The sequence below is a fragment of the Streptococcus sp. V913 genome (assembly GCF_054353455.1).
In genome coordinates, this window is sequence record NZ_JBTHHX010000001.1 from 676,601 (window position 1) to 703,432 (window position 26,832).

Sequence of the window (26,832 nt, forward strand, 5' to 3'; positions counted from 1 at the left end):
ATCTCCTTTAGTCTTGAGTCGTTTCAAAGATACTGTCTAAGAGAGTTCGATTGCGAACTTCAATTTCTTCGATCGTGCAGCCCTGTTTTTGCAAGGCTTCCCATACTTGGCTGGCTTCTCTGGTTGTGAAGGAAAGAGCATTTTGCTTGGTTCCAATCTCTTGAACCTGGTCCAAAGTTCTGATAAATTCATGATAAGTTAGAGGTACCGTAAAATGTTTTTCTTGTTCTTCACCACGCATGGCATAAGGCGTCGTATCGCGAATCAATTCTCCCTTGTGGAGTACCAAAATGCGGTCAGCCGTATGTTCTACCTCTTCGATATAGTGAGAAGAGTAGACAATGGTGACACCATTTTTCTTTAACTGATTGACAATTTCCCAAAAATGCTGACGTGTCGACGTATCCATGGCAGCAGTTGGCTCGTCTAAAAATAGAATTTCCGGACGACCTATTAAAGTCAACACGAAAGAGAACAAACGTTTTTGCCCACCAGACAACTTGCCCGCTAGCTGATTTTTCTGCTTGTCTGAGAATCTCAGCAAGTCATCAATTTCTTTATCTGAAAGACTGTCGGGATAAAGTGACTTGAAAAATGATAGAAGTTCTTTCACTTTCAAACTTTGAACAACTGCATTTTCTTGAGGTAAGACAGAAACAAGTTGCTTTAATCGAGGATCTGTTGGCGCAAAGCCTTGAATGGCGACCTGACCTGAGCTCACGAACTTGTCGCCCAAGAGGCAATCAATCAAGGTTGTCTTCCCTGCTCCATTGGGCCCGATCAAGGCGACACATTCACCATCGTTGATTTCAAAGGAGATGTTCCGCAAGATCTCCTTGTCTTTTATTTTCTTACTCAATTTCTCAACTTTAATCACAGTCATGAGATTCTCCTTTCAACCACTTCATTCCCATAGGGAAAACGACAAAAATCATAAATCCAAAACCCCAAGCACCACGAATAAATTGGCGAAGCACGGTTTGGTCAAACCAACCAGTAAACATTTCCACTAACCATACCAAGAGTGACAGGCTGATAAAGAAATAGATGATTGCTTTTTTCATTCCTCAAACTCCTTTTTCACATCTCTGACCAATTTCAAACCTTCTCTGACAAGCCAAGACATCATTCCAAAGCCAGCAAAGAGCTCCCAAGGAAAATGGTAGAAACCCTCGTCCAATCCTGAAAACATGAGATAGGTCATCACTCCTGCTGCTACTAAACTCACTGCGACAATCATTTTATTTTTCATTTCTTCTTTCTCCATTTCATACTTCAATTATAGTCTTTTGAAGTTAGCGGAGCTAGATGCTTCTGTCACTAGGAAATATGACAAATGTCATAAAAAAAGAAAGCTGCAAAATCAACTTTCTTTTTAATCGATTAAATTTTTATTCCACACTGAAAAGATATGGATATACAGGTTGTTGACCTTGGTGAATCTCTACTTCAACATCTTCGAATTCTTCTGTGATTTCTTGGGCGATTTGGTTAGCCAATTCTTCACTTCCATCTTCACCAATATAGAAGGTTACGATTTCACTGTCTTCATCCAACATATGTTTCAATGTTTTAGTCAAAGTTTGGTGCATGTCAGGGTTTGATACGAGGATCTTACCATCTACCATACCAAGATTGTCATTTTCATGAATTTCCAAACCATCGATAGTCGTGTCACGAACGGCTGTTGTTACACTACCGCTGACCACATCACCAAGAGCTGCAGTCATGCGTTCTTTATTTTCTTCGATAGACTTGCTTGGATCGAAGGCAAGAAGACTCGTCAACCCTTGAGGAATTGTACGTGCTTCTACCACAACAGCAGGTTGTTCAAGCACTTCAGCCGCAGACTGAGCTGCCATAAAGATATTTTTGTTGTTCGGCAAGAAGATGATGTTGCGAGCATTGACCTGTTCAACAGCCTTGATAAAGTCTTCTGTTGAAGGGTTCATTGTCTGACCACCTTCGATGACATAATCCACACCTTGGGCACGGAAGATATCTGCTAAACCTTGACCAGCTACTACTGCGATAAGGGCATACTCTTTTGTTTCAGCAGGCTTGTTTCCTTGAGTTGCTTCTTTTTCAACTTGCGCCTCGTGTTGATTACGCATGTTGTCCACTTTTACCTTGATCAAGCTACCATATTTGAGACCTTCTTGCATAACAAGACCTGGATCTTCTGTATGGACGTGAACTTTGACGATTTCATCATCATTGACAACAAGTAGAGAGTCACCTAAGTCATTCAAGTAGTTACGGAATTCATCGTAGTCAAAGTCCTTAGAATAAGTTGGACCTTGTTTGAGAGCTACCATGATCTCTGTACAGTAACCGAAGGTAATATCCTCAGTTGCCACATGCCCTGCTACAGACTTGTGGTGCTCTGCATTGATCATTTCACTCATGTTGGCAGGAGTCGCTACAAAGTCTTCAGAAGCACTGTATTCACCAGTAAGAGCTGAAAGGAAGCCTTCGTAGATGAAGACCAAACCTTGACCACCTGAGTCTACCACACCAACTTCCTTAAGGACTGGAAGCATTTCTGGAGTTTTAGCAAGGGCTGCTTTCGCGCCTTCCAAGGCTGCACGCATGACCTCAACAGCATCATCTGTTTGCTCCGCTTTTTTCTTGGCACCAATGGCTGCACCACGAGAAACTGTTAAAATAGTTCCTTCGACTGGTTTCATAACTGCTTTATAAGCTACTTCGACACCAGATTGGAAGGCAAGAGCCAAGTCTTGACCTGTTAATTCATCTTTTTCCTTGATAGCCTGAGAGAAGCCACGGAAGAGCTGAGAAGTGATAACCCCTGAGTTCCCACGCGCACCCATCAAGAGCCCTTTGGCAAGAATGCTCGCTACTTCTCCAACTGTAGAAGCAGGCTTGTCTGCTACTTCTTTGGCACCATTTTCCATGGTCATTCCCATGTTTGTCCCAGTATCTCCATCTGGAACTGGAAAGACGTTCAATGAATTGACATATTCTGCTTGCTTATTCAAACGAGTTGATGCAGCCTGCACCATCTCTTGGAATAAACTGGTAGTAATTTTTGACACGATTATTCTCCTACAACTTTGATATTTTGAATGTAGACATTCACAGTCTGAGCAGTAATTCCTAGTTGATTTTCTAGACTAAAACGAACACGCTCTTGAATGTTTTTTGACACTTCGCTTATCTTTATTCCGTAGCTCAACACGGTATAAACATCAACCGCGATGCTACCATCTTCGGCTGCCTTCACGACAACACCCTTAGAATAATTTTCCTTACCAAGGAGGGCTTGGAAATTGTCTTTGAGGGCATTTTTACTAGCCATACCGACCACTCCAAAAATCTCAGTTGCGGCACCACCTACTACGGTTGCAATCACTTCATCTGTCAGTTCGATTTGACCATCTTTTGTATTAATTTTTACAGTCATTTTTTTTACCTCAACTAGTTGATACTCTATTTTATCATATTTCAGCCCAAGTGTAAAAGCAGAATGCTGTATCGGCGGATATTTACTCTATTTTTCAAATGATTTTATCCATGGAGCAAAAGAAAAAGACCTAAGTGGTCTTTTCATCTTTATTAAACGCGTTCAACTTTACCTGATTTCAAAGCACGAGCTGAAGCCCAAACTTTTTTAGGTTTACCATCGATAAGAACAGTAACTTTTTGAAGGTTTGGTTTTACGGCACGTTTTGTTTGGTTCATCGCGTGTGAACGGTTGTTTCCTGATACAGTCTTACGACCTGTAAAGTAACATACTTTAGCCATTGTGTTTTCCTCCTATTAGATCTAATATAGCGGATGTGCTAGCACCACATACCGTACTATGTTATCACACTTTCTCGAATTTATCAAGGGCCTAAACTATTTTTTTATTTAACGTAAACAACTCCAAGTTTACCAAAAGCGACTTCCCCACGGATAATCAAGGTTTTGTTTGTTGGCGCTACAGGAGCATCTGCCTTAGCTGCACCAAAGGAGGTTTCTACTTTCAAATCGACACGCCAGTGTTGTGGAACATAGACAGTTGCATTCCCGAAGGCCACTTCAATATTTAAAGTTGCAAAATCACCTAGCATCTCTGCATTGTCATAGTAGATTTTAGCATCTCCAAAAGCAACTTCCACTTGGTCGTCTACAAGATCTTGATCTTGTTTATAGAAGGTTCCACTACCAAAAGCGACTTCCTTATCCGTGACGACTGTTCGTTCACCGTTGTACCACCATTTTTTGCCATACCAAAACTTACTTGAGTGAGTGAGATAGCCAACTCCTAGCACTGCTAAGATACTAGCCCAAAACAAAGACTGGTTTGGAATAGGAAAAATGTTATAAAAATGATTCGCAATCATTAAGGCTACTAGAGCGGTAAAAACTGCTGATGTTAGATGACGACGAAGCAAAGCTTCAACTGATTGGTAAGCAAAAAAGGCGATACCAATCAAAGGCCATATCTTACCATCCAAAGAAGGAATGCCAAAATTCCCTTGCAGCAAGATCCAAGCTGCTAAAACCAATAAAACAATACCAAATGCTTTCTTTTTCATGTTTTTTACCTCATGTTTCTTAGATTTTCTTTTAGGAGGGATTGGTAATGTCGTGAGACATGAACCTCCTTGTGCGTCTGATAAAAGGAAATGGTGCCCGTTCCTGAAAAGGACTTGTCCACTGAGTAAATCTGACGGATGTTTGCAATAGTTGACTTGGACACTCGACTAAAATAGCGAGGCAAGATGGACTCCAACTCATAAAGTTTGAGACGTACTTCATAGGCTTCCTTCTGGTTATGAGCGTAGATCTTGCTCCCTTCTGTTTCAAAGAAGAGAATTTCTGATAGGTCTAGATAATATTCACCTGTCCCCTTGTAAAAAGTCAACCTCGGAGCCTTTGACTCTTGCAAGAGCCGTTGCAAATCTGCAATTTCATCTGTCAAAGCAGGGGTCTTGATGACAATTCAGTCTCCTCTAAATTGCCGTCAATCTCAATTCGTAACTTCATCACATCTCCTTTCTGACTCTACTATATCAAAGCTAAGTTAGGAATACAAGGGCAAAAAAGCAAGTGGTCAATTTGAAGCAGTAAGTGGTTGTAGAACTAGCTTAACTTACATGTCAGAATAGGAAGAAAAGGAATCCCCACACCAGACCACAAGCATAGCCAACCAAGACATCCTTAGGATAATGAACACCCCCTAAAACCCTCACCAGTCCCAGCAAAGCTGAAAAAATCAAGCATGCTAAGCCAACAGATAGACTAGCATGCAGACAGGCCATGGAGATGATCGTTGCCGAAAAGACATGGCGACTGGGCATCGACCGTCCCGAACTATCCTTATCAAGAAGGGGACAGATATCCCAAGTTTCATAAGGTCGCGGGTGGTTGATTTTCTTACGAAAAAGAGACAAAATCACAAAACCTGAGGCAGGGACAAGCAAATAAACCCCAACTTGCTGACCAAGTTCTAGTTGCAGGTAAGTGGTGACTAGCAAGGCCAGGTAGACCAGAGGCATGGCGACTGTCATCAAACGATTGAAACTGCGTAACAGAAATAAAAGAGTGGGATGGCTGGTGAGTCTGGAGCTGATATTTTGATACCATTCTTGATAATTTTTCATTTATACTTCTCATTCATTACCTTGTTTTCGTCTACAGGTGAGACGTTTGTCTTCTAGTATAGTGCAGAAAAAGAAGGCCGTCAAGCCTTCTTTTGATTTATTCTTCTGCTTCGTCTTCTGTAAATTGACTATTGTACAAGTCAGCGTAGAAGCCACCTTGCGCCATCAACTCCTCGTGATTGCCTTGCTCGATGATATTGCCATCTTTCATGACAAGAATCAAGTCGGCATTTCGGATAGTAGACAAGCGGTGGGCAATGACAAAGGATGTGCGTCCTTCCATCAAACGGTCCATGGCTTTTTGAATCAGCTCCTCTGTACGTGTGTCGACTGAGGATGTCGCTTCATCCAAAATCAAGAGCGGTGCATCCTTGAGAAGGGCACGAGCAATGGTCAAGAGCTGTTTTTGTCCAACAGACAAGGTTACGGTGTCATCCAAAATAGTATCGTAACCATCTGGCAAAGTCATGATAAAGTGGTGGATTCCCACAGCCTTGCTAGCTTCCATCATTCGTTCATCACTGATGCCCGTTTGATTGTAGATGAGATTTTCTCGAATGGTTCCTTCAAAGAGCCAAGTATCTTGCAAGACCATTGAAAAGGCATCGTGTACTTCTGAGCGCTTCATATCCTTGGTATCGACACCATCGATACGGATACTTCCCTTATCAATCTCATAGAACTTCATCAAAAGATTGACAATGGTTGTCTTACCAGCTCCAGTCGGCCCAACGATAGCGACCTTCTGGCCTGCATGAGCTGTCGCAGAAAAGTCATGGATGATGGTGCGTTCTGGTGTATAACCAAAGGATACGCGATCAAAGATCACTTCTCCTCTCATGCCAGTCAATTGTCTTTCCTTATGGGATTCATCCTGCATCTCAGCTTCACCTAGAAATTCAAAGACACGTCCCATGGCCGCACTCGCTTGTTGTAAGCTCGTAATCCCTTGGGCAATCTGTGATAAGGGTTGGGAGAAGGTCCGTACGTAAACCATAAAGGCTACAATAATCCCTATAGTGATATGCCCTTCTAGAGCAAGCGCGGCCCCAACGATGATGACCAAAACATAACTAAAATTCCCAACAAAGAACATGGCTGGCATCATGATACCAGAGATAAACTGAGATTTCCAGATACTATCATGCAAGTCTTGGTTTAAACCTGCAAATCTCGCTTTGGAGGTGTCCACTGCGTTGTAGCTGGTCACTACATTGTGGCCAGAGTACATCTCTTCCACATAACCATTGACGGCTGCTAGATTATTTTGTTGGGCTTTAAAATAACCCTGTGACTTGGCCATAATTACTGAAACCGCCGCAAAACCAACAAACGTAGAAACAACCGTTACCAGAGCTAAAATCCAGTTCATACTAAACATGGTCACCAAAACAGCAATCAACAAGAAGCTGGCTGAGATAACTGTTCCGAGACTTTGGTTGAGAGATTGCGCCGCCGTATCCACATCATTGGTCACACGAGATAGAGTGTCCCCTTGCGAATGACGATCAAAATAGCCAAGGGGCAAACGATTGATCTTTTCAGCGATTGCTGTCCGCAAGCGTTTTGAAAAATGTTGGATACTTGTTGAAAAAATATAGGCCTGTGTATAGTTAAGGATAGCACCAAGTACATAGAGAATCACTAAAAAGCTAGCAATACTTGAAACAGCCTCTAGGTCAATTCCCGTCATCAAACCATCTGAAATCAAGTTGGTAATTTCCTTAATCTTGGTTGGTCCATAAACAGTGATAATGCTTGAACATACAGCTGCTACAACCGCTACTAGTAGGGGAAGTTGGAGACCTGCTAGAAAAGGTTTATAATATTTCCAAAAAGACATTTTCTTATTTTCCATGTTCCAATTCCTCCTTCGATAGTTGTGAGTAGGCAATTTCTTGGTAGACTTCGTTGGTAGCTAGAAGTTCCTTATGGGTGCCTTGTCCCACGACTTTTCCTTGATCCAAGACTAAGATCAGGTCAGCATCCATAATGGTAGAAATCCGCTGCGCTACGATGAGCTTGGTCATGGATTGTGTTTTCTCAGCTAGCTCTTGGCGTAAGATACGATCCGTCTTGTAGTCCAAGGCTGAGAAGGAGTCATCAAAAATGAGAATCTCTGGTTTACGAGCCAAAGCACGCGCAATGGCCAAACGCTGTCTTTGACCTCCTGAGAAGTTGGTTCCACCTTGGGCTACTTCTGATGCAAGTCCTGCTTCCTTATCCTCTATGAAGCTTTTAGACTGGGCCAATTCAAGGGCTTGCCACATAGCAGCTTCGCTTAGAGGAGTTTCTTTGCTTTTGCCAAAGTCCAAGTTCCCCTTGACATCTCCAGAAAAGAGCACAGCTTTTTGAGGAATATAACCAACCTTGTTGCGCAAATCTTCAAAGTCATAGTCTTGAACATTAACTTCGTCCACTAGGATTTCTCCATCTGAAACGTCGTAAAAACGAGGCAAGAGGTTGACAAGCGTGGACTTACCTGATCCAGTCGATCCAATGAAGGCTACGGTTTGACCCGCTTCTGCTTTGAAAGTGACATGTTCCACGACTGCTTCAGAATTTTTAGAGTAGCGGAAAGTCACATCACGGAATTCCACTTGTCCTTGAACTGAAGGGTCCACTGTCTGTGCATGACTAGGATTTTCAATAGAAGAATGCAAATCCAATACTTGATTGATACGTCCTGCAGAAACCAAGGTACGAGGAAGAACGATAAAGAGTGCTCCCATGAGAAGGAAGCCCATCACGACCTGCATGGCATAGGACATGAAGACCACCATATCACTAAAGAGTGGCAGACGTTCTGCCAAACTTGCATCGTTGATGATATAGGCACCAATCCAGTAAATGGCTAAGGTCAAACCGCTGGAAATCGCCATCATAATAGGGTTCATAATCGCCATCAATCGATTGACAAAGAGATTGAGACGAGTCACCTCATCATTGGCTTCTTCAAATTTCTTATCTTGGTAATCCTCGGCATTATAAGCACGAACAACCCGAATCCCAGTCAAACTTTCGCGAGTGATGCTATTGAGTTTATCTGTCAATTTTTGAATGACAGATTGTTTTGGAAAAGCTAGAGTAATGAGAACAGTGGTCATCAAGACATTGACAATGACGGCCACCACTACTGCCCAGAGCCAGTATTCCGACTTCCCAAGGATTTTTCCAATGGCCCAGATGGCCATGATAGGCCCACGAGTCACTACCTGTAAGCCCATAGTAAAGAGCATCTGAACCTGCGTAATATCATTGGTCGTTCGAGTCAAAAGACTGGGGATTGAAAAACGTTTGATTTCCGTTTGCGAAAAATCTAGAACACGATTAAAAATATCTCTTCGCAAGTGAGTCGTGTAAGACGCTGCAACACGAGAAGCAAAAAATCCAACTGTTACAGAAGACAGAAAGGCTAGGAGAGATAAGCCCATCATCTTGGCAGCAGGAGACCATAGTTGTCCTAACTCCGTACCCGGTGTTCCAATCAATTCTGTTATTTCTGAAATATAGGTCGGTACCTCTAACTCGAGATAGACCGAGAAACAAGTGAAAAGAATCGTAAGGACAATCATCCCCCACTCTTTTCCTGTAATATGTTTAGCGAGTTTCTTCATTCTCTCCTCCTATTCTTTCTACATTAGCCTGTAGTTGTCCGAGAACTTCTTCAAAAACGGCTAGCTTTTCCTTTGAAATTCCTTCCAGTAGGCTACTGGCAATACGATCAAAAAGCGCCTTAACTTCTTGCATCTGAGATCGTGATTTATCGGTCAAACGAACAAGTTTTGCTCGTTTATCACTTGGACTGGCCTCTAACTCGACCAGACCATTTTGTACCATACGCTTGACCAAGTTGCTAGCAACTGACTTGGTGATATTGAGTTCTGTCTCAATATCCTTGATAAGCGTTAATTCTTGATCATGCTCACGACGATCTAAAAACTGCAGGACCTGCCCTTGCGGTCCCCCCATAAATTCAATACCGCAACGTTTGGCTTCTTTCTGCAACATCAGGTGGATCTGGTACCCAAAACGTTTAAAAATCAACAACGATTTGTCCATGATTGCTCCCTTCTCATGATTTTATATAGTTCTCTGGAGAACTAATTTAGTTTTCATGAGAACTATTTTACCACTTTCGGAGGAGATGTCAAGAAAAAAGTTTCCTAGAGAACTATTCTAGTCTAAATTGACATTGGAGAATATTTTCTCTATAATAAGCACTAGCTACCATGGATAGGAATCCATTCACTCGATGAAGGGAGAAGACTTTCAAATGAAACCAGAAGAACAAAAAGTTTTAGGGATTTTAGCAACCATTTTTGGATCCATCGCACTTTTAGGATCTTGGATCCCGTTTATTAATTATCTATCGTTTTTCATCGCTATTGTCGCTTTGATATTAGGTATTATCGGACTTATTGCCAATCTCAAAAAACGGAAAACAATGGCCATTATCGGAACATCCTTGTCAATTGCTTCTATTATACTCTTCCTTACGACCCAAATGTTGTATGCTAATGTCTACAAAGAGTTTGTCAGAGAGTTTAACCGTTCCTATAGAGAAGCCAATTCCTCAATGGAACGCGACTTGACAGATGATACCATTGATTCACTCCCTGAAGAGGAGGAAGAAGACGATACCTTCACTTGGACCCAAGAACAGTTCGACGCTTTAATCGAGGGTGACCTTGAAAACAAAGGAAAAGGTGGTACCAATTACAAGGATATTATCAAAAAGCATGGACTACCAGATTCCGAATTTGATTCAATCATTGAAGGCTACGACACAAAGAAAATTACCTATATTGGCATTGATGATAGAATCAAGACCGTTACTCTGACCTTTGTAAAACAGGATAATGGTCAACTCTTACTAGTTCATAAAATAGCTGTAGGCCTAGGAGAAAGACAGCAGCAAAGAGATTCTGGAACCAGAGTCTAAGTTCCAATATAAAAAGCGAACAGCTAGCAAGTCTGTTCGCTTTTTTATTAGAATCCATCGACATTTGTGTAGATCTTTTGGACGTCCTCATCATCTTCAAGAACGCTGTAAAGTTTTTCAAAGGTTTCAAGGTCTTCACCTGACAACTCAACTTCTGACTGAGGAATCATTTCCAGTTCAGTAACTTGGAATTCTTCGATACCAGACTCACGAAGGGCAACGATAGCCTTATGAAGGTCTGTTGGAGCTGTGTAAACAGTGATTGTTCCTTCTTCCGCTTCTACATCATCCACATCAATATCTGCTTCAAGCAACAATTCAAAGATAGCATCCGCATCATCACCAGCAAATACGATAACACCCTTGTTGTCAAAGAGGTAAGAAACAGAACCTGAAGCACCCATGTTTCCGCCATTTTTACCAAAAGCAGCACGAACGTTCGCAGCTGTACGGTTGACGTTTGAAGTCAAGGTATCCACAATCAGCATAGAACCATTTGGTCCAAATCCTTCGTAACGTCCTTCTGTAAAGGTTTCGTCTGTGTTTCCTTTTGCCTTATCGATAGCCTTATCAATAACGTGTTTCGGCACTTGCGCTTGTTTGGCACGATCGATAACGAATTTCAAAGCAGTGTTTGATTCTGGATCTGGTTCCCCTTTTTTAGCTGCTACATAGATTTCTACACCAAATTTTGCATATACTTTAGAGTTAGCTCCATCTTTAGCCGTTTTCTTGGCTACGATATTGGCCCATTTACGTCCCATTAGGAATCTCCTTTTTCACATTTTAATCTTTCTTATTATAACACAAGTCTTTTCGATTTTCACTAGAGGAAATGGATTTTCTTTTGCAAAGCAAGCTAGGCTTTCCCTCCGACTGCCACGATTTTCTTGCCTTCTTTTATCCAAGGATGTCGGGAAAGGGAGAAGTAAAGTTGGACAGTCATCACAACCCAGAGTAGCGGTTCACAGAGAATAACACCTGTATAGCCTGTCCAAGGAATAATCCAAGCTACGAAAATAATTTTCCCAAACAATTCTATAAAGCTAGATATAAGTGGCAAAAGTTTTTGGCCTAGTCCCTGCAAGCTATTTCTATAAATCAATAAAAGACTTAAAAATGGATAAAATACAGAACTGATACGTAAGTACAAGGTCCCGTTTTCTACCAAATAGCTGTCTGTCGAACTCGCCAAGAAAGAGACTAGGCTAGGACTGGCAAAAAATAGGAAAATACAGGCAAAGGCTGCCCAAGACATACTCAAATAGCTCCCTAAACGAAGACCTTGGACAATACGTTCGGGACGTTTTGCACCAAAGTTTTGAGAGATAAAAGTCGTCATTGATGCTGAAATAGCTGTCATTGGCAGCAAGGCAAAAGCCATGATTCGCCGTGCTGCCGTTTGAGCACTGATAATGACTGCACCAAAACTATTGACAGAGGATTGTAAAATGACACTCCCGATAGAGACGATCGACCCCATCAGACCCATGGCTAGTCCCTGCTCCAAGAGATCCACATAGAGAGCCTTATTCCATTTAAAATGTTTGAGACCCGGAAGAAGCTCTGGAACACTCTTACGAATATAAAAATAACAGAGGATTGCTGACAAACCCTGCGAGATAATGGTTGCAAGACCCGCAGACTGAACTCCCAGATGCAGTTGCGTAATAAAATACAAATCCAAGATCACATTAACGATAGCTGAAAAGATAAGAAAAGCAAGAGCCGCAAGGCTATCGCCAATCGAGCGCAGTAAGCCTGCAAAAAGATTGTAGGCGAAGCTGACGCCTACACAGGTAACAATCATGGAGATATACTCGTAGGATTGAGGAAGGATTTCTACAGGTGTCTCTAAATATTGCAAGAGTGGATACAGGCCGAAGAAGCCCATCAGCATGACAAGAGCACTCAGGATGGCACCCAGAAGCCAAGTTGCCGCAACAGCCTCTTTAATCTTAGCAAAATTACGAGCCCCATAATAGCGAGCAATGACAATCCCCATGCCATTGCCAACACCAAGCGTAAAGCCTATAATCAAGTCAAAAACGGCCGTTGTCGCTCCTACTGCTGCTAAGGATTCTTGTCCAAGGAACCGCCCTACAATCAAGACGTCAGCTGTATTATATAGTTGTTGAAAGATATTGGACAACAGAATTGGAAGGGCAAAGCTCAAAAGTGAGGGAAGAATGGGGCCATGAATCAGGTCCACTGTTTGTTTTTTATTCATAAAGATATTATATCAGCTTTCCAGAGGACCGACAAGATTCTTTAACGAATACCGAAATCAATTGCTTACAGAGAGACAATTTGCTATAATCAAGAAAAGGAGGTCATTTATGAGTTTGACCAGTCAATTAATAACCGATGTGTTTCCAGATCTTGATAAAGTTGAAAAGCTAAATAACGAAGCTTTCCCCGAGGAAGAACGGGTCCCCCTTTCTGAGTTTTTGCGCTATCAGGACCGAGATGACGCCCACTTTTTTGCTTTTTATAACGAAGAAGAATTTGTTGGCTTTGCTTTTGCCATCTCCAACCAAAAGGCCTTCTATATTAGCTTTTTTGCCATCATGCCTCACTTAAGAAGTCATGGGTATGGGAAGGAAATTATCGACAAACTAACTGATTTTTACCAGCGAACCATGTTGCTTGAAGTAGAGCGACTGGATGAAGAATGCGATAACTTGGAACAAAGAAAAGCTCGTATGAGCTTCTATCAACAAAATGGCTTCAAAACAGCTAACGCTTTTCTAGAGTATGATGGCTTGAGTTTTGAAATTCTCTACCGCGGTGACCATTTCGACGAGGAAGCCTATCGCGACATCTTCCAAAAATTACAAGATGAACATTATTTTGACTTTCACATCAAATACAGGCGCTTTAGTGATCATTAGTTGTTTCAAGGAAGAGAAATCTAGAGAGTTTTCTCACGATAAAAACGCATAATACCAAGGTTCTGAATACCTGATATTATGCGTTTTTATGATTTTGAAAACTTTCCCTAGTTTTATCTTTAATCTTCAATTTCGATTTCAAGTCCATCACCTAGGTCAAGCGTCACTTCTTGGTTAGGTGCCAAATCTTCAGCGACAGAAGTAGGAGTGGATCCCTCTTCATCTTCAATCAAACCATATTGAACACGAACCTGATGGTCAATCTCATCAAAAATCTCTGGGTGATCTGCCAAGTATTTCTTAGCATTCTCCGATCCTTGCCCGATTTTTTCACCCTTGTAAGAGTACCATGCTCCTGCTTTTTGGATGATATCGAGATCACTTGCGATCTTCAAGAGTTCACCAGTCTTAGAAATCCCTTCTCCGTACATGATTTCAACGAAGGCTTCCTTAAATGGTGGAGCCACCTTGTTTTTCACGACCTTGATCTTGGTTTCTTTACCGACATTGGTATCTTTTTGGTCACCAGTTCCTTTGATTTGTGTGCTTCCACGAACATCCAAACGGACTGAAGCGTAGAATTTCAGAGCACGTCCACCAGGTGTTGTTTCTGGATTTCCAAACATAACCCCAACTTTTTCACGCAACTGGTTGATAAAGATGGCAATTGTTTTGGTTTTATTGATAGAAGCACCAAGTTTACGCATGGCCTGGCTCATCATACGAGCTTGCAAACCAACGTGACTATCTCCAATATCCCCATCAATTTCCGCACGTGGTACAAGGGCCGCAACCGAGTCGATAACGACAAGGTCAACTGCACCTGAGTCAATCAATTTCCCTGCAATTTCAAGACCTTGCTCACCTGAGTCTGGTTGTGACAAAAGCAATTCGTCAATGTTCACACCAAGGGCTGCTGCATAGGCTGGATCAAGGGCATGTTCCGCATCGATAAAGGCAGCGATACCGCCTTCTTTTTGTGCTTGCGCGACAGCGTGAAGGGCAACCGTTGTCTTACCAGAAGACTCTGGCCCGTAGATTTCGATGATACGTCCCTTAGGATAACCACCTGAACCAAGAGCAATATCCAGAGCCAATGAGCCTGAGCTCATGACTTGCACTTTTTGCTCCGCGCGCTCGCCCAAACGCATGATTGAGCCTTTACCAAAGTCTTTCTCAATCAACTTAAGAGCATCGTTCAAGGCTTTTTCACGATCCGCTCCAAACTTTTTTGAAATTTCATCTAATTTTTTTGGTTTTTTCGCCATTCTATTCTCCTATATTCTACTGGTCCTTAGACCTATCCACTATTATATCAAAAGTTAGTCACTTAATAAAGCCTTGCGAACTAGGTTAAAGGCATGCATAGCTGCGATGTGACGTACATCTGCTCGACTTCTGCCTCCAATATTAACTTTGATGACCTCAGTTCCTTGCTCCTGTGCCAATCCTATAAAGACTGTCCCAGCTGGATGCCCCTCTAAGCTATCTGGTCCTGCCACACCCGTCAAACTAACTCCATAGTCAGACTGAGTCTTGAGACGTGCCCGCTCTGCCATTTTTCGAGCTGTAAACTCTGAAACGACACCATGTTTTTTCAGTTCTCGCTCGGAAATATCCAACATCTTGGACTTTTCCTCTAGGCTGTAGGTGACAAATCCTCCATTAAAGATAGCTGACACACCTGAAAAGTCTGCTAATGTCGCTTGAAAGAGACCTGCCGTCAAGCTTTCTGCCGCAGTAATGCTTTTCTGTCTCTTCTTTAGCCCTTCTACAACGACACTTGCGAGACTGGTTTCTTCCCCATATCCATAACAGATGTCTCGCAGTGAATGTCCATCGAAAGTCTGACGATCCAAGATTTGATTTTCTAGGATATCCAGCACTCGATCAGCCTTTTCTTGACTGACTGCTTTTGTGGACAAGCGCAAGGTCACTTCTCCCGTCTTGGCATATGGCGCCAAAGTCGGATCCGTTTGATGGTCAATCAAATCCGCCAAAATGGTCACCAACTGACTCTCCCCAATCCCAAAGAAACGAAGCACTCGGGAATACAGTTTGGTGCCAGTCATCAGCTTGGGTAAAAGTTGATTTAAGACCATGGGTTTCAACTCACTTGGCGGTCCTGGAAGGACTACGTAGGTCACGCCATTCACTTCCGACACTCCTCCTACTGCTAAACCTGTCTCATTTGGCAGTGGGGTCGCCCCTTCTACAATTTGGGCTTGGCGCTCATTATTCGGTGTCCGAGCATAGTCAGGTCTATGAGCAAAGAAAATATCCAATTTCTCTTGTGCTTGAGGGTCAAACACTAGAGCTTTTCCTAAAAATTTTGCCAGAGTTTGTTTGGTCAAATCATCCTCGGTTGGTCCCAACCCCCCTGTCAAAATCACAAGATTGCTACGTTGACTCGCAATCTCAAGCAGGGACAAAAGACGAGCTTCATTGTCTCCGACAGCTGTTTGAAAATAAACATCTACCCCGATTTCGGCTAACTTCTCTGATAAAAACTGAGCATTGGTATTGACGATCTGCCCTGTTAAAATTTCTGTTCCGACAGCAATAATTTCTGCTTTCATTTTTCCTCCTATTTATCTATTCGAATTTTTTTGAAAAAATCGCAGGAAATTTCCCACGATTTGATTCTTTGTTTTATTCTACCTCTTCGTTTGAAACACTAGTACTGGTTGAAGGCGCTGTCCGACCAAAGGCTGTTTCGTACAGTACCGCATTGGTTTCCAATTCTGTCACTGGCTCTTTACCCAGTGAACTACGCAAGAGATTTTGCATTTCGAGCATATGTTCTGAAGTGACAATCTGATAAGAAATCCCTTGTAGCTCAGCATCTTCTCCGCGCAATTGATGCGTCTCAATATTTTTGAAAGAATCTTGATAGCCGAGCAATTGTGGAATGCTCTTAGCTGATAAGTCCACATTGGTCTGCATGTTATCACTCAAAGCTTTGAGGATACCTTGATAATGACTCACACTGTTTAGGCTCAAAACCTTCTCAACGATTTTTTGAATGACTTCACGTTGACGCTTTTGACGGCCGTAGTCTCCTTCAGGGTCTTGGTAACGCATCCGCGAATACACCAAGGCTTCCTCACCATTCAAGTTTTGTTCCCCAACACCAATGGAAATCTTATTAAACTCTTCTTGGTCAGTGATAGAAATTGGAAAACCAAGTGTATTGTTGACGGTGATCCCACCAACTGCATCCACCAATTGTTGAAGGCCTTGCATGTTGACCATTACATAGCGGTCAATGTGGATATTCATCATCTTTTGAATAGTAGAAATTGCAAGTTCCGCACCACCATTAGCATAGGCCGCATTGAGTTTGGCTTCCTGAACTTGGCCATTTTCATTCTCGATCTTGGTCAAAATATCCCGTTCCAAACTCATCATAGTGGTTTTCTTTGTTTTGGGATTAACCGTCAGGAGTATCATAGAATCACTATTCCCTGCCCACGGATCTGTACGTTCCGAATTTCCCGTATCTACCCCCATCAAGAGGATAGTCAGTGGCTCCGTCGCTTCGATAACGTTGGTTTCTTCCCCGATTTTTTTGTAAGTCTTTTTACTTAGGGTTTCTGTTCCCTGCTGGTAGATGGTATAGCCATAAACCGCTACACCTAAAACTGTTACTGCTAGGAAACCTAGAACCATTCCAATTAATTTTTTAATCATCTTGTTATTCATCTATCAATTTGCCCATCAGACAAACATCTAAAAATATCCCTTCTGCTAAATAGGCTCCTCTTTCTTGCAAGCCTTCTATGATAAATCCCATTTTTGAATAGAGGTGGATAGCAGCCTCATTTCGTTTTTGTACACTAAGTTGCAAACGGCGCAAGACACCACTGGCTTTAGCCCACTCGATGCCTTCTTCTAGAAGTATTGTAGCCAATCCTTGGTTCCAGAATTTCTTTCGAACCGCTAAAAAAACATCACCAATATGTCGAACCCTTAAATGTTGATCCGCTGTGATATTTAAGACTCCTGCAATCTCATCATTCAGTAAGGCGAGGAGAGTAATTTGATTCTCTGATGCAGCTTGCTTTTCAATAAAAAGAGCCATTTCAGAAGCTGTCATCATAATACCATTTTTATCTAGGCTAGTGAAGTCTGTCTCTTGACCGACATAATCTAAAAATGCAATCAAAGCTATAGCATCTGAAGTCTCTGCCTCACGAATGCACAACTCATACTCCATCCTGAAGCTCCTTGATGAGTTGTTCAGCCCGAGGGCCATGAGCTGTAAAATGAAGGCAACGACCCTCAGCTTCTTTCAAGATTTTCAATTCCAAGTAAGAATCTGGCAAATCTTCACCCAAAAGATGCCCCCACTCAATAACAGTCACACCACCACCAAAGAGAAACTCATCCAAGTCAATAGAATCAGCGTCTCCTTCGATACGGTAGACATCCAAATGGTAAAGTGGCAGACGCCCTTCATACTCTCTCACGATAGTATAAGTTGGACTTTTAATCATCTGACGGATATCCAAGCCCTTGGCAAGGCCTTTTGTAAAGGTTGTTTTACCCGCACCCAACTCTCCCGTCAAGATCAGAACATCGTCTTTTTGAAGCAAATGACCTAATCTTTCTCCGAGAGCTAGAAGCTCTTCTTCATTTTTTGTGTGCATGTTACTATTATACCAAAAAGTTTTCTTTTGTGTGAATTTTCTTTATAGACTTACTATGCTAAATTTATAGTTCTCCTTTCCTTTCTTAGAAAAAGGTAAAAATACAAATAACAAATAAAACATCGCGAATCACATGTCCGTAAAATGAAATTTCCCTTTGCACGGATTTTGGAAAGAGGAAACGCGCACATAAAAAACCAAGACCGATATAAAGGAGAATGGAGGAGATCGTTACGGGATTTCTCAAGAAAATAATCGTGCCTAAAACGGAAATCACAACCGTTCTCTTCTTGTTGAGATGGTTGTCCATATCCCGAATATATTTATCAAAAGGTAAGAAAATCCATAGATCTACTCCCAGCAAGAAAAAGAATGAAGGCAAAAAGAGGTCAACCAGATCCTGCTGAAGCTCAGTACCAACTTGGATACTTTCTGATAAAATGAAACAGCTGGCTAAAAGATTGATGATTAAAAGAAGATTATGGATAAGCTTCACTTTCTCTGCAGAATGCAAAATACTATGACTTTTCTGACCCAAGGTATGGAAGTAATTAATCCCAGAACAAAAACCAGAAACTCCCACTATGAGAATTAAAAAATAGACATTTCCTTCTCTTAAGGATAAAAATGATTCCTCCCACAATAAACAACTTCCAAATAAAATTTGAGCGACAGCTAATAATAATAAAACACGAATTGATTTCATCATTTCCTTTTCTTCCTCCGTATAAGAAATTATACTCTGACAGGATTAGAAAATGATAAATGACTTCCGAAATGTCACATTAGGACGCTGAACGGTACTAAAAACAGTTCCGTCATTCACAGAACTGTTCTCTTCTAATCTAATCCTTAAACCAGAGGGCGATTTCTCGTTTAGCTGACTCTTCTGAATCTGATCCATGTACGACGTTTTGAATGGCTTGATTTTCTCCTGCCGCCTTAGCAAAATCTCCCCGGATGGTCCCCGGAAGAGCCTCTTCTGGACGAGTGGCCCCCATCATGTCACGCCAGCTTTCAATTACCTTGGGACCTGAAATGATTCCCACAATTATTGGACCTGAGGTCATAAATTGGCGGATAGGAGGATAAAAACTTTTTCCAACTAAGTCGCGATAGTGTTGGTCAATCAAATCTTCTGAAACTGTTGAACGTAACTCTAATTTTTCGAGTTTGAAACCACGTCGCTCAATTCTTTTCAAAACCTCGCCAACTAGACCTCTCTTCACACCATCTGGCTTAATGATAAAGAATGTTTGTTCCATATAAATCCCCTTGTCATTTTAGTTCTTCTATTCTACCACACTTTATGAAAAAGTGGGAAAATTTTCTGAAACAAAGAAAAGAGAACCCGGAGGTTCTCTTATTTGCTTTTATTCTACAGTTTCTTCAGATTGGATTTCCACAGTTTCATCTACTGGAGTAAGTTCTGCCTCTTCTTGTTCAGGAGCCAGATATTCTGCGTCATTGATTGCCTGTGGTTCAAGGTTACGGTAGCGAGCCATACCAGTACCAGCTGGGATGATCTTACCGATGATAACATTTTCCTTGAGTCCAAGGAGATGATCTTTCTTACCACGGATGGCCGCATCAGTAAGGACACGAGTTGTTTCCTGGAAGGAAGCCGCTGACAAGAAACTGTTTGTTTCAAGTGAGGCTTTGGTAATTCCCATAAGAACTGGGCGACCAGTCGCTGGAACTCCACCTGCGATAAGGACATCTTTATTAGCATCTGTAAAATCGTTGATGTCTAAAAGGGTACCCATGAGAAGATCTGTATCACCTGGATCCATGACACGGACTTTACGGATCATTTGACGAACCATAACCTCGATGTGTTTGTCACCGATTTCTACCCCTTGGCTACGGTAAACTTTTTGGACTTCACCGAGAAGGTAGGTTTCAACTGACAAGACATCACGAACAGCAAGGAGATGTTTTGGTTGGATAGAACCCTCTGTCAATGCTGCACCACGAGAAACTTGGTCTCCAACTTCAACACGCATACGTGCTGTAAATGGAACGACGTATTCACCTTCGCCAGTTTCACCCTTAACAAAGACTTTCTTCGTACGAGTTGACGCGTCTTCTTCAATGGCGGTAACTTGTCCCTTGACCTCTGTGATGACCGCTTCCCCTTTTGGATTGCGGGCTTCAAAGATTTCTTGGACACGAGGAAGACCTTGAGTGATATCGGTATTTGAGGCAACTCCACCCGTGTGGAAGGTACGCATTGTAAGTTGTGTACCAGGTTCCCCGATAGATTGGGCAGCGATTGTACCAACTGCTTCACCAACTTCAACCGCATCACCAGTCGCCAAGTTGATACCGTAACAGTGACGGCAGACACCATGACGAGTGTTACATGTAAATACGGAACGGATAGTCACTTCTTCCACACCAGCATTGACAATCTCGCGCGCCTTGTCTTCTGTGATTAACTCATTTGGACCAATGATGACTTCGCCAGTTTCTGGGTGTTTAACAGTTTTCTTAGTATAACGACCATTGAGACGTTCTTCGAGAGACTCGATCATCTCTTTTCCTTCTGCGATAGAGCGGATTAAGAGACCACGGTCTGTTCCACAGTCGTCCTCACGGATGATAACGTCTTGGGCAACGTCAACCAAACGACGAGTCAAGTAACCTGAGTCGGCTGTCTTAAGGGCCGTATCGGTCATACCTTTACGCGCACCGTGAGTTGAGAAGAACATTTCGAGTACTGACAAACCTTCGCGGAAGTTTGAAAGGATTGGCAATTCCATGATACGTCCGTTCGGAGCGGCCATCAGACCACGCATACCGGCAAGTTGTGAGAAGTTCGAGATGTTACCACGGGCTCCTGAGTCCATCATCATAACGATTGGGTTCTTCGGATCTTGATTATCAACCAAGCGTTTTTCCAATTTCTCACGAGCTGCACGCCATTCAGCTGTAACGGCATTGTAACGTTCATCATCAGTGATCAAACCACGACGGAACTGTTTTGTGATCTGCTCTACACGCTTATGAGATTCTTCGATGATTTCAGCCTTGTCTTCAACCACTGGGATATCAGCAATCCCCACTGTCAATCCAGCAAGTGTTGAATGATGGTAGCCTAAGTCTTTCAATCGGTCCAAGAATGCAGAAGTTTCTGTTGTACGGAAACGTTTGAAAATCTCAGCGATGATATTTCCAAGGTTTTTCTTCTTGAATGGAGGATTGAGTTCAAGGTTGCGAATGGCTTCCTTGATATCGCCACCTAGTGGCAAGAAGTACTTAGCTGGGAGTCCTTCTGTCAAGTTCGCATTATTTGGTTCTTGCAAGTAAGGTAGACCCTCTGGCATGATGTCGTTGAAGAGGATTTTACCAACTGTTGTAAGCAAGACCTTGTGTTTTTGCTCTTCTGTCCATGGTTTATTGAGGCTGTCTGTCGCGATACCAACACGTGAGTGGAGGTGAACATAGCCATTGCGGTAAGCCATAACCGCTTCGTCACGGTCTTTGAAGACCATTCCTTCACCTTCACGACCAGCTTCTTCCATGGTCAAGTAGTAGTTACCCAAAACCATGTCCTGAGATGGGGTAACAACTGGTTTACCATCTTTCGGGTTCAAGATGTGCTCAGCAGCGAGCATGAGGATACGAGCTTCTGCTTGAGCCTCTTCTGAAAGCGGTACGTGGATGGCCATTTGGTCACCGTCAAAGTCGGCATTGTAGGCTTCACAGACAAGCGGGTGCAAACGAAGGGCCTTACCATCGATCAAGACTGGCTCGAAGGCTTGGATACCCAAACGGTGAAGGGTCGGTGCGCGGTTCAAAAGGACTGGGTGTTCTTTGATTACTTCTTCGAGGATATCCCAGATACGTTCATCTCCACGTTCTACCAAGCGTTTAGCCGCTTTAACGTTTTGCACGATGTCACGGGCAACGATTTCGCGCATGACAAATGGTTTAAAGAGCTCGATCGCCATTTCGCGTGGCACACCACATTGGTACATCTTAAGAGTTGGACCAACGGCGATAACGGAACGTCCTGAGAAGTCAACACGTTTACCGAGCAAGTTTTGACGGAAGCGTCCTTGTTTACCTTTGAGCATGTGGCTCAATGATTTTAGTGGACGGCTACCTGGTCCTGTGATTGGACGACCACGACGACCATTATCAATCAAAGCGTCAACCGCTTCTTGAAGCATACGCTTCTCATTTTGAACGATGATACCTGGTGCATTCAACTCAAGCAAACGAGCCAAACGGTTGTTACGGTTGATGACACGACGGTAAAGGTCGTTCAAGTCAGATGAGGCAAAACGGCCACCATCCAACTGCAACATTGGACGGAGATCTGGTGGAATAACTGGGAGGATGTTAAGAACCATCCATTCAGGTTTGTTCCCAGACTTGTAAAAGGCATCCAAAACATCCAAACGACGGATAGCTTTGACACGTTTTTGTCCAGTAGCTGTTTTCAACTCTTCTTTGAGTTCAGCAATTTCTTTTTCAAGATCTACTTGTTTCAAAAGGTCTTGGATGGCTTCGGCACCCATCTTGGCAACGAATGATCCATAGCCATACTCACGCAAGCGCTCACGGTATTCGCGCTCTGTCATGATAGACTTGTGCTCAAGTGGTGTATCCTTAGGATCAATCACCACATAAGCCGCAAAGTAGATAACTTCCTCGAGGGCACGAGGGCTCATATCAAGGGTCAAGCCCATACGGCTTGGAATCCCCTTGAAATACCAGATGTGAGATACAGGAGCTTTCAACTCGATGTGCCCCATACGCTCACGACGAACTTTTGTACGCGTTACTTCAACCCCACAACGGTCACAAACAATCCCTCTGTAACGAATGCGTTTGTACTTACCACAAGCACATTCCCAGTCTTTTGTAGGACCAAAGATGACTTCGTCAAAGAGTCCTTCACGTTCTGGTTTCAACGTACGGTAATTGATTGTTTCAGGTTTTTTGACTTCTCCATAAGACCATGAACGGACTTTGCTTGGAGAAGCTAGGGTGATTTGCATACTTTTAAAACGATTTACATCAACCACTATTTCTTCCCTTTCTATTCTAAGTGAACTGCTTATTCTTGTTCAGCAGTTTCTTCTGTTGCTTCCGCTTTTGTTGCTTTCTCTGCTTCTTCAGCTTCAAAGGCTGCTTTAGCCTCTTGGGCTGCTTTTTCGCGGGCTTTTTCAAGGTCATCTACGTGGATGACATCTTCGTCCATTCCTTCATCCAAGTCGCGAAGTTCCACTTCTTGGTCATCTTCGTCAAGGACACGCATGTCAAGACCAAGAGATTGCAATTCTTTCACAAGAACTCGGAATGATTCTGGAACACCTGGTTTTGGAATTGGTTTTCCTTTTGTAATAGCTTCATAAGCTCTCAAACGTCCGTTAATATCGTCAGACTTGTAAGTCAAGATTTCTTGAAGGACATTTGACGCACCGTAGGCTTCAAGGGCCCAAACCTCCATCTCACCGAAACGTTGTCCACCAAACTGAGCTTTACCTCCGAGTGGCTGTTGAGTAACGGTTGAGTAAGGCCCGACTGAACGCGCGTGCAATTTATCATCAACCATGTGGTGGAGTTTAATCATGTACATGACACCAACTGATACACGGTTGTCAAATGGTTCACCAGTACGTCCATCATAAAGGATAGTCTTGGCATCGCTATCCATACCTGCTTCTTTGACAGTGTCCCAAAGATCTTCAGAACTTGCTCCGTCAAAGACTGGTGTTGCGATGTGGATACCAAGAGTACGTGCTGCCATACCAAGGTGAAGCTCCATAACCTGACCGATATTCATACGTGATGGTACCCCAAGTGGGTTCAACATGATATCAACTGGAGTTCCGTCTGGAAGGTAAGGCATGTCTTCTACAGGAACGATACGAGAGACAACCCCCTTGTTTCCGTGACGTCCGGCCATCTTATCTCCGACCTTGATCTTACGTTTTTGAGCGATGTAGACGCGAACCAGCATGTTAACGCCTGATTGCAACTCATCTCCATTTGCACGTGTAAAGATCTTAACATCACGAACGACACCATCGGCACCGTGTGGTACACGAAGAGAAGTATCACGTACTTCACGAGACTTGTCTCCGAAGATAGCGTGCAAGAGGCGTTCTTCAGCTGAAAGATCTTTTTCACCCTTAGGTGTGACTTTACCTACAAGGATATCGCCTTCTTTAACCTCGGCACCAATACGGATAATTCCCATTTCGTCAAGGTTTTTAAGGGCATCTTCCCCAACGTTTGGAATCTCACGAGTAATTTCCTCAGGCCCAAGCTTTGTATCGCGCGTTTCTGATTCGTATTCTTCGAGGTGGACAGATGTGTAGACATCGTCTTTCACCAGGCGTTCGCTCATGATAACGGCATCTTCGAAGTTGTAACCTTCCCAAGTCATGTAGGCAACGATTGGGTTTTGTCCAAGCGCCATTTCTCCATTTTCCATAGAAGGTCCGTCAGCGATAAAGTCGCCTTTTTCAACGACATCACCAACTTTAACGAGGGTACGTTGGTTGTAGGCAGTACCTGAGTTTGAACGGCGGAATTTTTGAATGTGATAAACATCTAGGGAACCATCTTCACGGCGAACTTCTACCTTGTCCGCATCTGCGTAGGTAACTTTACCATCATGCTGAGCAATAACCGCAGCTCCAGAGTCATGGGCTGCTTGGTATTCCATACCAGTACCAACGTAAGGTGCTTTTGGATCAATCAATGGCACAGCCTGACGTTGCATGTTGGCACCCATGAGGGCACGGTTGGAGTCATCGTTTTCCAAGAAAGGAATACATGCAGTCGCAACGGCAACTACCTGTTTTGGTGAAACGTCCATGTAGTCAACTACTTCTGCTGGATACTCTTGGTTGACCCCTTGGTGACGTCCCATGACAACCTTCTCAGCAAAAGTACCATCTTCGTTGAGGCGAGAGTTAGCCTGTGCTACAGTAAATTCATCTTCTTCATCGGCTGTCAACCAAACGATTTCGTTTGTGACTACACCAGTTTCACGGTCAACCTTACGATATGGTGTTTGAACAAATCCATACTTGTTCAAGTGACCGTATGATGACAAGTTATTGATCAAACCGATGTTAGGTCCTTCAGGTGTCTCGATTGGACACATACGACCGTAGTGAGTGTAATGCACGTCACGTACTTCATATCCAGCACGGTCACGAGTCAAACCACCAGGTCCTAAGGCTGACAAACGACGTTTGTGAGACAACTCAGAAAGTGGGTTGTGTTGGTCCATGAACTGGGACAATTGTGAAGAACCAAAGAATTCTTTGATCGCAGCTGTCACCGGGCGGATGTTGATAATTTGTTGCGGTGTCAAAACTTCATTGTCCTGAACAGACATACGTTCACGGACATTACGTTCCATACGAGAAAGTCCAAGACGTACTTGGTTTGCAAGCAATTCACCAACTGCACGGATACGACGGTTTCCAAGGTGGTCGATATCATCCACACGTCCGATACCTTCCGCCAAGTTGAGGAAGTAGCTCATCTCTGCAAGGATATCCGCAGGAGTTACAACACGAACCTTGTCGTCAGGATTGGCATTTCCGATGATGGTTACAACACGGTCTGGGTCCGTTGGGGCAACAACCTTGAATTTTTGAAGGACAACCGGTTCAGTCAAAACAGCTGCATCGTTTGGAATATAAACAATCTTGTTCAAGTCGCCATCCAAGTGGTGCTCGATGCTTTCAATCACGCTACGAGTCATAACTGTATTAGCTTCTACCAAAATTTCACCGGTTTCAGGATCTACCAATGGCTCAGCGATGGTTTGGTTGAGCAAGCGTGTTTTGATGTTCAATTTTTTATTAATCTTGTAACGACCAACGACTGCTAAGTCATAGCGACGTGGATCAAAGAAACGTGCCACAAGCAAGCTACGTGAGCTTTCAGCAGTTTTAGGCTCACCTGGACGAAGGCGTTCGTAAATTTCTTTCAAGGCTTCGTCTGTACGAGAGTCCATTGGATTCTTGTGGATATCTTTTTCAACAGTATTGCGAACCAATTCGCTATCACCAAAGATGTCAAAGATTTCATCATCACCTGAGAAACCAAGCGCACGAACCAAGGTCGTAAATGGAATCTTACGAGTACGGTCGATACGAGTATAAGCGATGTCTTTTGAGTCGCTTTCAAGTTCCAACCAAGCTCCACGGTTAGGGATAACAGTAGAACCGTAACCCACTTTACCGTTCTTGTCTACTTTGTCATTAAAGTAAACACCTGGTGAGCGAACCAACTGAGAAACGATAATACGTTCACCACCATTGATGATGAAAGTACCCATCTCAGTCATGATTGGGAAATCACCAAAGAAGACTTCTTGAGTCTTGATTTCGCCTGTTTCTTTATTGATCAAGCGGAAGGTTACAAAAATTGGGGCTGAGTAGCTAGCATCGTGGATACGAGCTTCTTCGAGCGTGTATTTTGGTTCCTTGATTTCATAGCCAACAAATTCCAACTCCATTGTGTCTGTGAAGTTTGAAATTGGCAATACATCTTCAAATACTTCCTTAAGTCCGTGGTCTAGGAAATCTTTGAATGAATCCGTTTGAATTTCAATCAAATTTGGTAAGTCAAGAACTTCTTTGATTCTTGAAAAACTACGACGGGTACGATGTTTCCCGTATTGAACGTCATGTCCTGCCAAGATGATTCTCCTTTGTAAATAAATTCCAAGCCTTATCAATCAG

At 42.9% G+C, this 26,832-nt stretch carries 24 protein-coding genes and 1 pseudogene; 2 read left to right on the forward strand and 23 right to left on the reverse strand.

The window, feature by feature from the left end; translation table 11 throughout:
* Positions 1-7 precede the first annotated feature (7 nt).
* The 12 genes and pseudogenes from ACXYSL_RS03340 to ACXYSL_RS03395 all read right to left on the reverse strand — a co-directional run bounded on the left by ACXYSL_RS03340 (position 8) and on the right by ACXYSL_RS03395 (position 9,677).
* Entirely contained in the window at positions 8-883 is an 876-nt protein-coding gene (locus tag ACXYSL_RS03340; RefSeq protein WP_458623966.1) for an ABC transporter ATP-binding protein, read from the reverse strand.
* Complete coding sequence (locus tag ACXYSL_RS03345) at positions 870-1,064, reverse strand: hypothetical protein (protein WP_000709170.1); 195 nt, start codon at positions 1,062-1,064, stop codon at positions 870-872. The genes ACXYSL_RS03340 and ACXYSL_RS03345 overlap by 14 nt, the downstream gene beginning before the upstream one ends.
* Positions 1,061-1,267, reverse strand: coding sequence for a hypothetical protein (locus ACXYSL_RS03350; RefSeq protein WP_162279303.1), 207 nt, complete (start codon positions 1,265-1,267; stop codon positions 1,061-1,063). The genes ACXYSL_RS03345 and ACXYSL_RS03350 overlap by 4 nt, the downstream gene beginning before the upstream one ends.
* 124 nt (positions 1,268-1,391) lie before the next feature.
* Positions 1,392-3,059: a DAK2 domain-containing protein gene (locus ACXYSL_RS03355; RefSeq protein ID WP_458623967.1), complete on the reverse strand. Its 1,668-nt coding sequence runs from the start codon at positions 3,057-3,059 to the stop codon at positions 1,392-1,394.
* Between the two features lie 2 nt (positions 3,060-3,061).
* Complete coding sequence (locus ACXYSL_RS03360) at positions 3,062-3,427, reverse strand: Asp23/Gls24 family envelope stress response protein (protein ID WP_000216435.1); 366 nt, start codon at positions 3,425-3,427, stop codon at positions 3,062-3,064.
* A gap of 152 nt (positions 3,428-3,579) precedes the next feature.
* On the reverse strand, positions 3,580-3,768 hold the full coding sequence (gene rpmB / locus ACXYSL_RS03365) for a 50S ribosomal protein L28 (protein ID WP_001140948.1): 189 nt from the start codon (positions 3,766-3,768) through the stop codon (positions 3,580-3,582).
* Positions 3,769-3,872: 104 nt separating this feature from the next.
* Positions 3,873-4,547, reverse strand: a complete 675-nt coding sequence (locus ACXYSL_RS03370; RefSeq protein ID WP_000725731.1) for a LiaF transmembrane domain-containing protein — start codon at positions 4,545-4,547, stop codon at positions 3,873-3,875.
* Between the two features lie 5 nt (positions 4,548-4,552).
* A pseudogene (locus ACXYSL_RS03375) lies at positions 4,553-4,998 on the reverse strand (LytTR family DNA-binding domain-containing protein).
* Between the two features lie 113 nt (positions 4,999-5,111).
* On the reverse strand, positions 5,112-5,615 hold the full coding sequence (locus ACXYSL_RS03380; RefSeq protein ID WP_458623968.1) for a phosphatase PAP2 family protein: 504 nt from the start codon (positions 5,613-5,615) through the stop codon (positions 5,112-5,114).
* A 97-nt stretch (positions 5,616-5,712) separates the two neighbouring features.
* The gene (locus ACXYSL_RS03385; protein WP_458623969.1) at positions 5,713-7,473 is read right to left on the reverse strand and encodes an ABC transporter ATP-binding protein; all 1,761 of its coding nucleotides are present in this window, start codon (positions 7,471-7,473) and stop codon (positions 5,713-5,715) included.
* Positions 7,463-9,232, reverse strand: a complete 1,770-nt coding sequence (locus tag ACXYSL_RS03390) for an ABC transporter ATP-binding protein (protein WP_458623970.1) — start codon at positions 9,230-9,232, stop codon at positions 7,463-7,465. Before ACXYSL_RS03390 ends, ACXYSL_RS03385 begins: the two co-directional genes overlap by 11 nt.
* A complete protein-coding gene (locus ACXYSL_RS03395) occupies positions 9,216-9,677 on the reverse strand; it encodes a MarR family winged helix-turn-helix transcriptional regulator (protein WP_045617722.1) in 462 nt (153 codons plus the stop codon). Before ACXYSL_RS03395 ends, ACXYSL_RS03390 begins: the two co-directional genes overlap by 17 nt.
* A gap of 193 nt (positions 9,678-9,870) precedes the next feature.
* Here ACXYSL_RS03395 and ACXYSL_RS03400 point away from each other — a divergent pair, with 193 nt between their 5' ends.
* The gene (locus tag ACXYSL_RS03400; protein ID WP_458623971.1) at positions 9,871-10,560 is read left to right on the forward strand and encodes a CD20-like domain-containing protein; all 690 of its coding nucleotides are present in this window, start codon (positions 9,871-9,873) and stop codon (positions 10,558-10,560) included.
* Between the two features lie 47 nt (positions 10,561-10,607).
* On the opposite strand, the gene ACXYSL_RS03405 is transcribed toward ACXYSL_RS03400, so the two are convergent.
* Entirely contained in the window at positions 10,608-11,324 is a 717-nt protein-coding gene (locus tag ACXYSL_RS03405) for a YebC/PmpR family DNA-binding transcriptional regulator (protein WP_000532898.1), read from the reverse strand.
* A gap of 95 nt (positions 11,325-11,419) precedes the next feature.
* Positions 11,420-12,790: an MATE family efflux transporter gene (locus ACXYSL_RS03410; RefSeq protein WP_061588624.1), complete on the reverse strand. Its 1,371-nt coding sequence runs from the start codon at positions 12,788-12,790 to the stop codon at positions 11,420-11,422.
* Between the two features lie 109 nt (positions 12,791-12,899).
* Here ACXYSL_RS03410 and ACXYSL_RS03415 point away from each other — a divergent pair, with 109 nt between their 5' ends.
* A complete protein-coding gene (locus ACXYSL_RS03415; RefSeq protein WP_000060287.1) occupies positions 12,900-13,454 on the forward strand; it encodes a GNAT family N-acetyltransferase in 555 nt (184 codons plus the stop codon).
* A 119-nt stretch (positions 13,455-13,573) separates the two neighbouring features.
* Here ACXYSL_RS03415 and recA read toward each other — a convergent pair whose 3' ends face one another.
* From recA to rpoB, 9 genes are all read right to left on the reverse strand, one after another.
* Positions 13,574-14,722: a recombinase RecA gene (gene recA / locus ACXYSL_RS03420; RefSeq protein ID WP_033585774.1), complete on the reverse strand. Its 1,149-nt coding sequence runs from the start codon at positions 14,720-14,722 to the stop codon at positions 13,574-13,576.
* A gap of 54 nt (positions 14,723-14,776) precedes the next feature.
* Positions 14,777-16,033, reverse strand: a complete 1,257-nt coding sequence (locus ACXYSL_RS03425) for a competence/damage-inducible protein A (protein WP_458623972.1) — start codon at positions 16,031-16,033, stop codon at positions 14,777-14,779.
* Positions 16,034-16,106: 73 nt separating this feature from the next.
* Entirely contained in the window at positions 16,107-17,147 is a 1,041-nt protein-coding gene (gene lytR, locus ACXYSL_RS03430) for a glycopolymer--peptidoglycan transferase LytR (protein WP_000592173.1), read from the reverse strand.
* 4 nt (positions 17,148-17,151) lie between these two features.
* On the reverse strand, positions 17,152-17,673 hold the full coding sequence (locus tag ACXYSL_RS03435; protein WP_458623973.1) for an N-acetyltransferase family protein: 522 nt from the start codon (positions 17,671-17,673) through the stop codon (positions 17,152-17,154).
* Complete coding sequence (tsaE, locus tag ACXYSL_RS03440) at positions 17,663-18,106, reverse strand: tRNA (adenosine(37)-N6)-threonylcarbamoyltransferase complex ATPase subunit type 1 TsaE (RefSeq protein ID WP_458623974.1); 444 nt, start codon at positions 18,104-18,106, stop codon at positions 17,663-17,665. Before tsaE ends, ACXYSL_RS03435 begins: the two co-directional genes overlap by 11 nt.
* Positions 18,107-18,191: 85 nt before the next feature.
* A complete protein-coding gene (locus ACXYSL_RS03445; protein WP_458623975.1) occupies positions 18,192-18,815 on the reverse strand; it encodes a hypothetical protein in 624 nt (207 codons plus the stop codon).
* Between the two features lie 136 nt (positions 18,816-18,951).
* Complete coding sequence (gene ndk / locus ACXYSL_RS03450; protein ID WP_000438306.1) at positions 18,952-19,371, reverse strand: nucleoside-diphosphate kinase; 420 nt, start codon at positions 19,369-19,371, stop codon at positions 18,952-18,954.
* Positions 19,372-19,479: 108 nt separating this feature from the next.
* The gene (gene rpoC / locus ACXYSL_RS03455; protein ID WP_458623976.1) at positions 19,480-23,145 is read right to left on the reverse strand and encodes a DNA-directed RNA polymerase subunit beta'; all 3,666 of its coding nucleotides are present in this window, start codon (positions 23,143-23,145) and stop codon (positions 19,480-19,482) included.
* Between the two features lie 32 nt (positions 23,146-23,177).
* Positions 23,178-26,789, reverse strand: coding sequence for a DNA-directed RNA polymerase subunit beta (gene rpoB, locus ACXYSL_RS03460; protein WP_458623977.1), 3,612 nt, complete (start codon positions 26,787-26,789; stop codon positions 23,178-23,180).
* Positions 26,790-26,832 lie beyond the last annotated feature (43 nt).

Bases quoted from the DNA above. Each gene is read 5' to 3' on its own strand.
- rpmB (WP_001140948.1), bottom strand. From the start codon at position 3,768: ATGGCTAAAGTATGTTACTTTACAGGTCGTAAGACTGTATCAGGAAAC.
- ACXYSL_RS03410 (WP_061588624.1), bottom strand. From the start codon at position 12,790: ATGAATAAAAAACAAACAGTGGACCTGATTCATGGCCCCATTCTTCCC.
- ACXYSL_RS03415 (WP_000060287.1), top strand. From the start codon at position 12,900: ATGAGTTTGACCAGTCAATTAATAACCGATGTGTTTCCAGATCTTGAT.
- ACXYSL_RS03400 (WP_458623971.1), top strand. From the start codon at position 9,871: ATGAAGGGAGAAGACTTTCAAATGAAACCAGAAGAACAAAAAGTTTTA.
- ACXYSL_RS03345 (WP_000709170.1), bottom strand. From the start codon at position 1,064: ATGAAAAAAGCAATCATCTATTTCTTTATCAGCCTGTCACTCTTGGTA.
- ACXYSL_RS03385 (WP_458623969.1), bottom strand. From the start codon at position 7,473: ATGGAAAATAAGAAAATGTCTTTTTGGAAATATTATAAACCTTTTCTA.
- tsaE (WP_458623974.1), bottom strand. From the start codon at position 18,106: ATGCACACAAAAAATGAAGAAGAGCTTCTAGCTCTCGGAGAAAGATTA.
- ACXYSL_RS03435 (WP_458623973.1), bottom strand. From the start codon at position 17,673: ATGGAGTATGAGTTGTGCATTCGTGAGGCAGAGACTTCAGATGCTATA.
- ACXYSL_RS03445 (WP_458623975.1), bottom strand. From the start codon at position 18,815: ATGATGAAATCAATTCGTGTTTTATTATTATTAGCTGTCGCTCAAATT.
- ACXYSL_RS03380 (WP_458623968.1), bottom strand. From the start codon at position 5,615: ATGAAAAATTATCAAGAATGGTATCAAAATATCAGCTCCAGACTCACC.
- lytR (WP_000592173.1), bottom strand. From the start codon at position 17,147: ATGATTAAAAAATTAATTGGAATGGTTCTAGGTTTCCTAGCAGTAACA.
- ACXYSL_RS03390 (WP_458623970.1), bottom strand. From the start codon at position 9,232: ATGAAGAAACTCGCTAAACATATTACAGGAAAAGAGTGGGGGATGATT.
- ACXYSL_RS03395 (WP_045617722.1), bottom strand. From the start codon at position 9,677: ATGGACAAATCGTTGTTGATTTTTAAACGTTTTGGGTACCAGATCCAC.
- ACXYSL_RS03360 (WP_000216435.1), bottom strand. From the start codon at position 3,427: ATGACTGTAAAAATTAATACAAAAGATGGTCAAATCGAACTGACAGAT.
- ACXYSL_RS03370 (WP_000725731.1), bottom strand. From the start codon at position 4,547: ATGAAAAAGAAAGCATTTGGTATTGTTTTATTGGTTTTAGCAGCTTGG.
- ACXYSL_RS03425 (WP_458623972.1), bottom strand. From the start codon at position 16,033: ATGAAAGCAGAAATTATTGCTGTCGGAACAGAAATTTTAACAGGGCAG.
- ACXYSL_RS03405 (WP_000532898.1), bottom strand. From the start codon at position 11,324: ATGGGACGTAAATGGGCCAATATCGTAGCCAAGAAAACGGCTAAAGAT.
- ACXYSL_RS03350 (WP_162279303.1), bottom strand. From the start codon at position 1,267: ATGGAGAAAGAAGAAATGAAAAATAAAATGATTGTCGCAGTGAGTTTA.
- recA (WP_033585774.1), bottom strand. From the start codon at position 14,722: ATGGCGAAAAAACCAAAAAAATTAGATGAAATTTCAAAAAAGTTTGGA.
- ACXYSL_RS03340 (WP_458623966.1), bottom strand. From the start codon at position 883: ATGACTGTGATTAAAGTTGAGAAATTGAGTAAGAAAATAAAAGACAAG.
- ndk (WP_000438306.1), bottom strand. From the start codon at position 19,371: ATGGAACAAACATTCTTTATCATTAAGCCAGATGGTGTGAAGAGAGGT.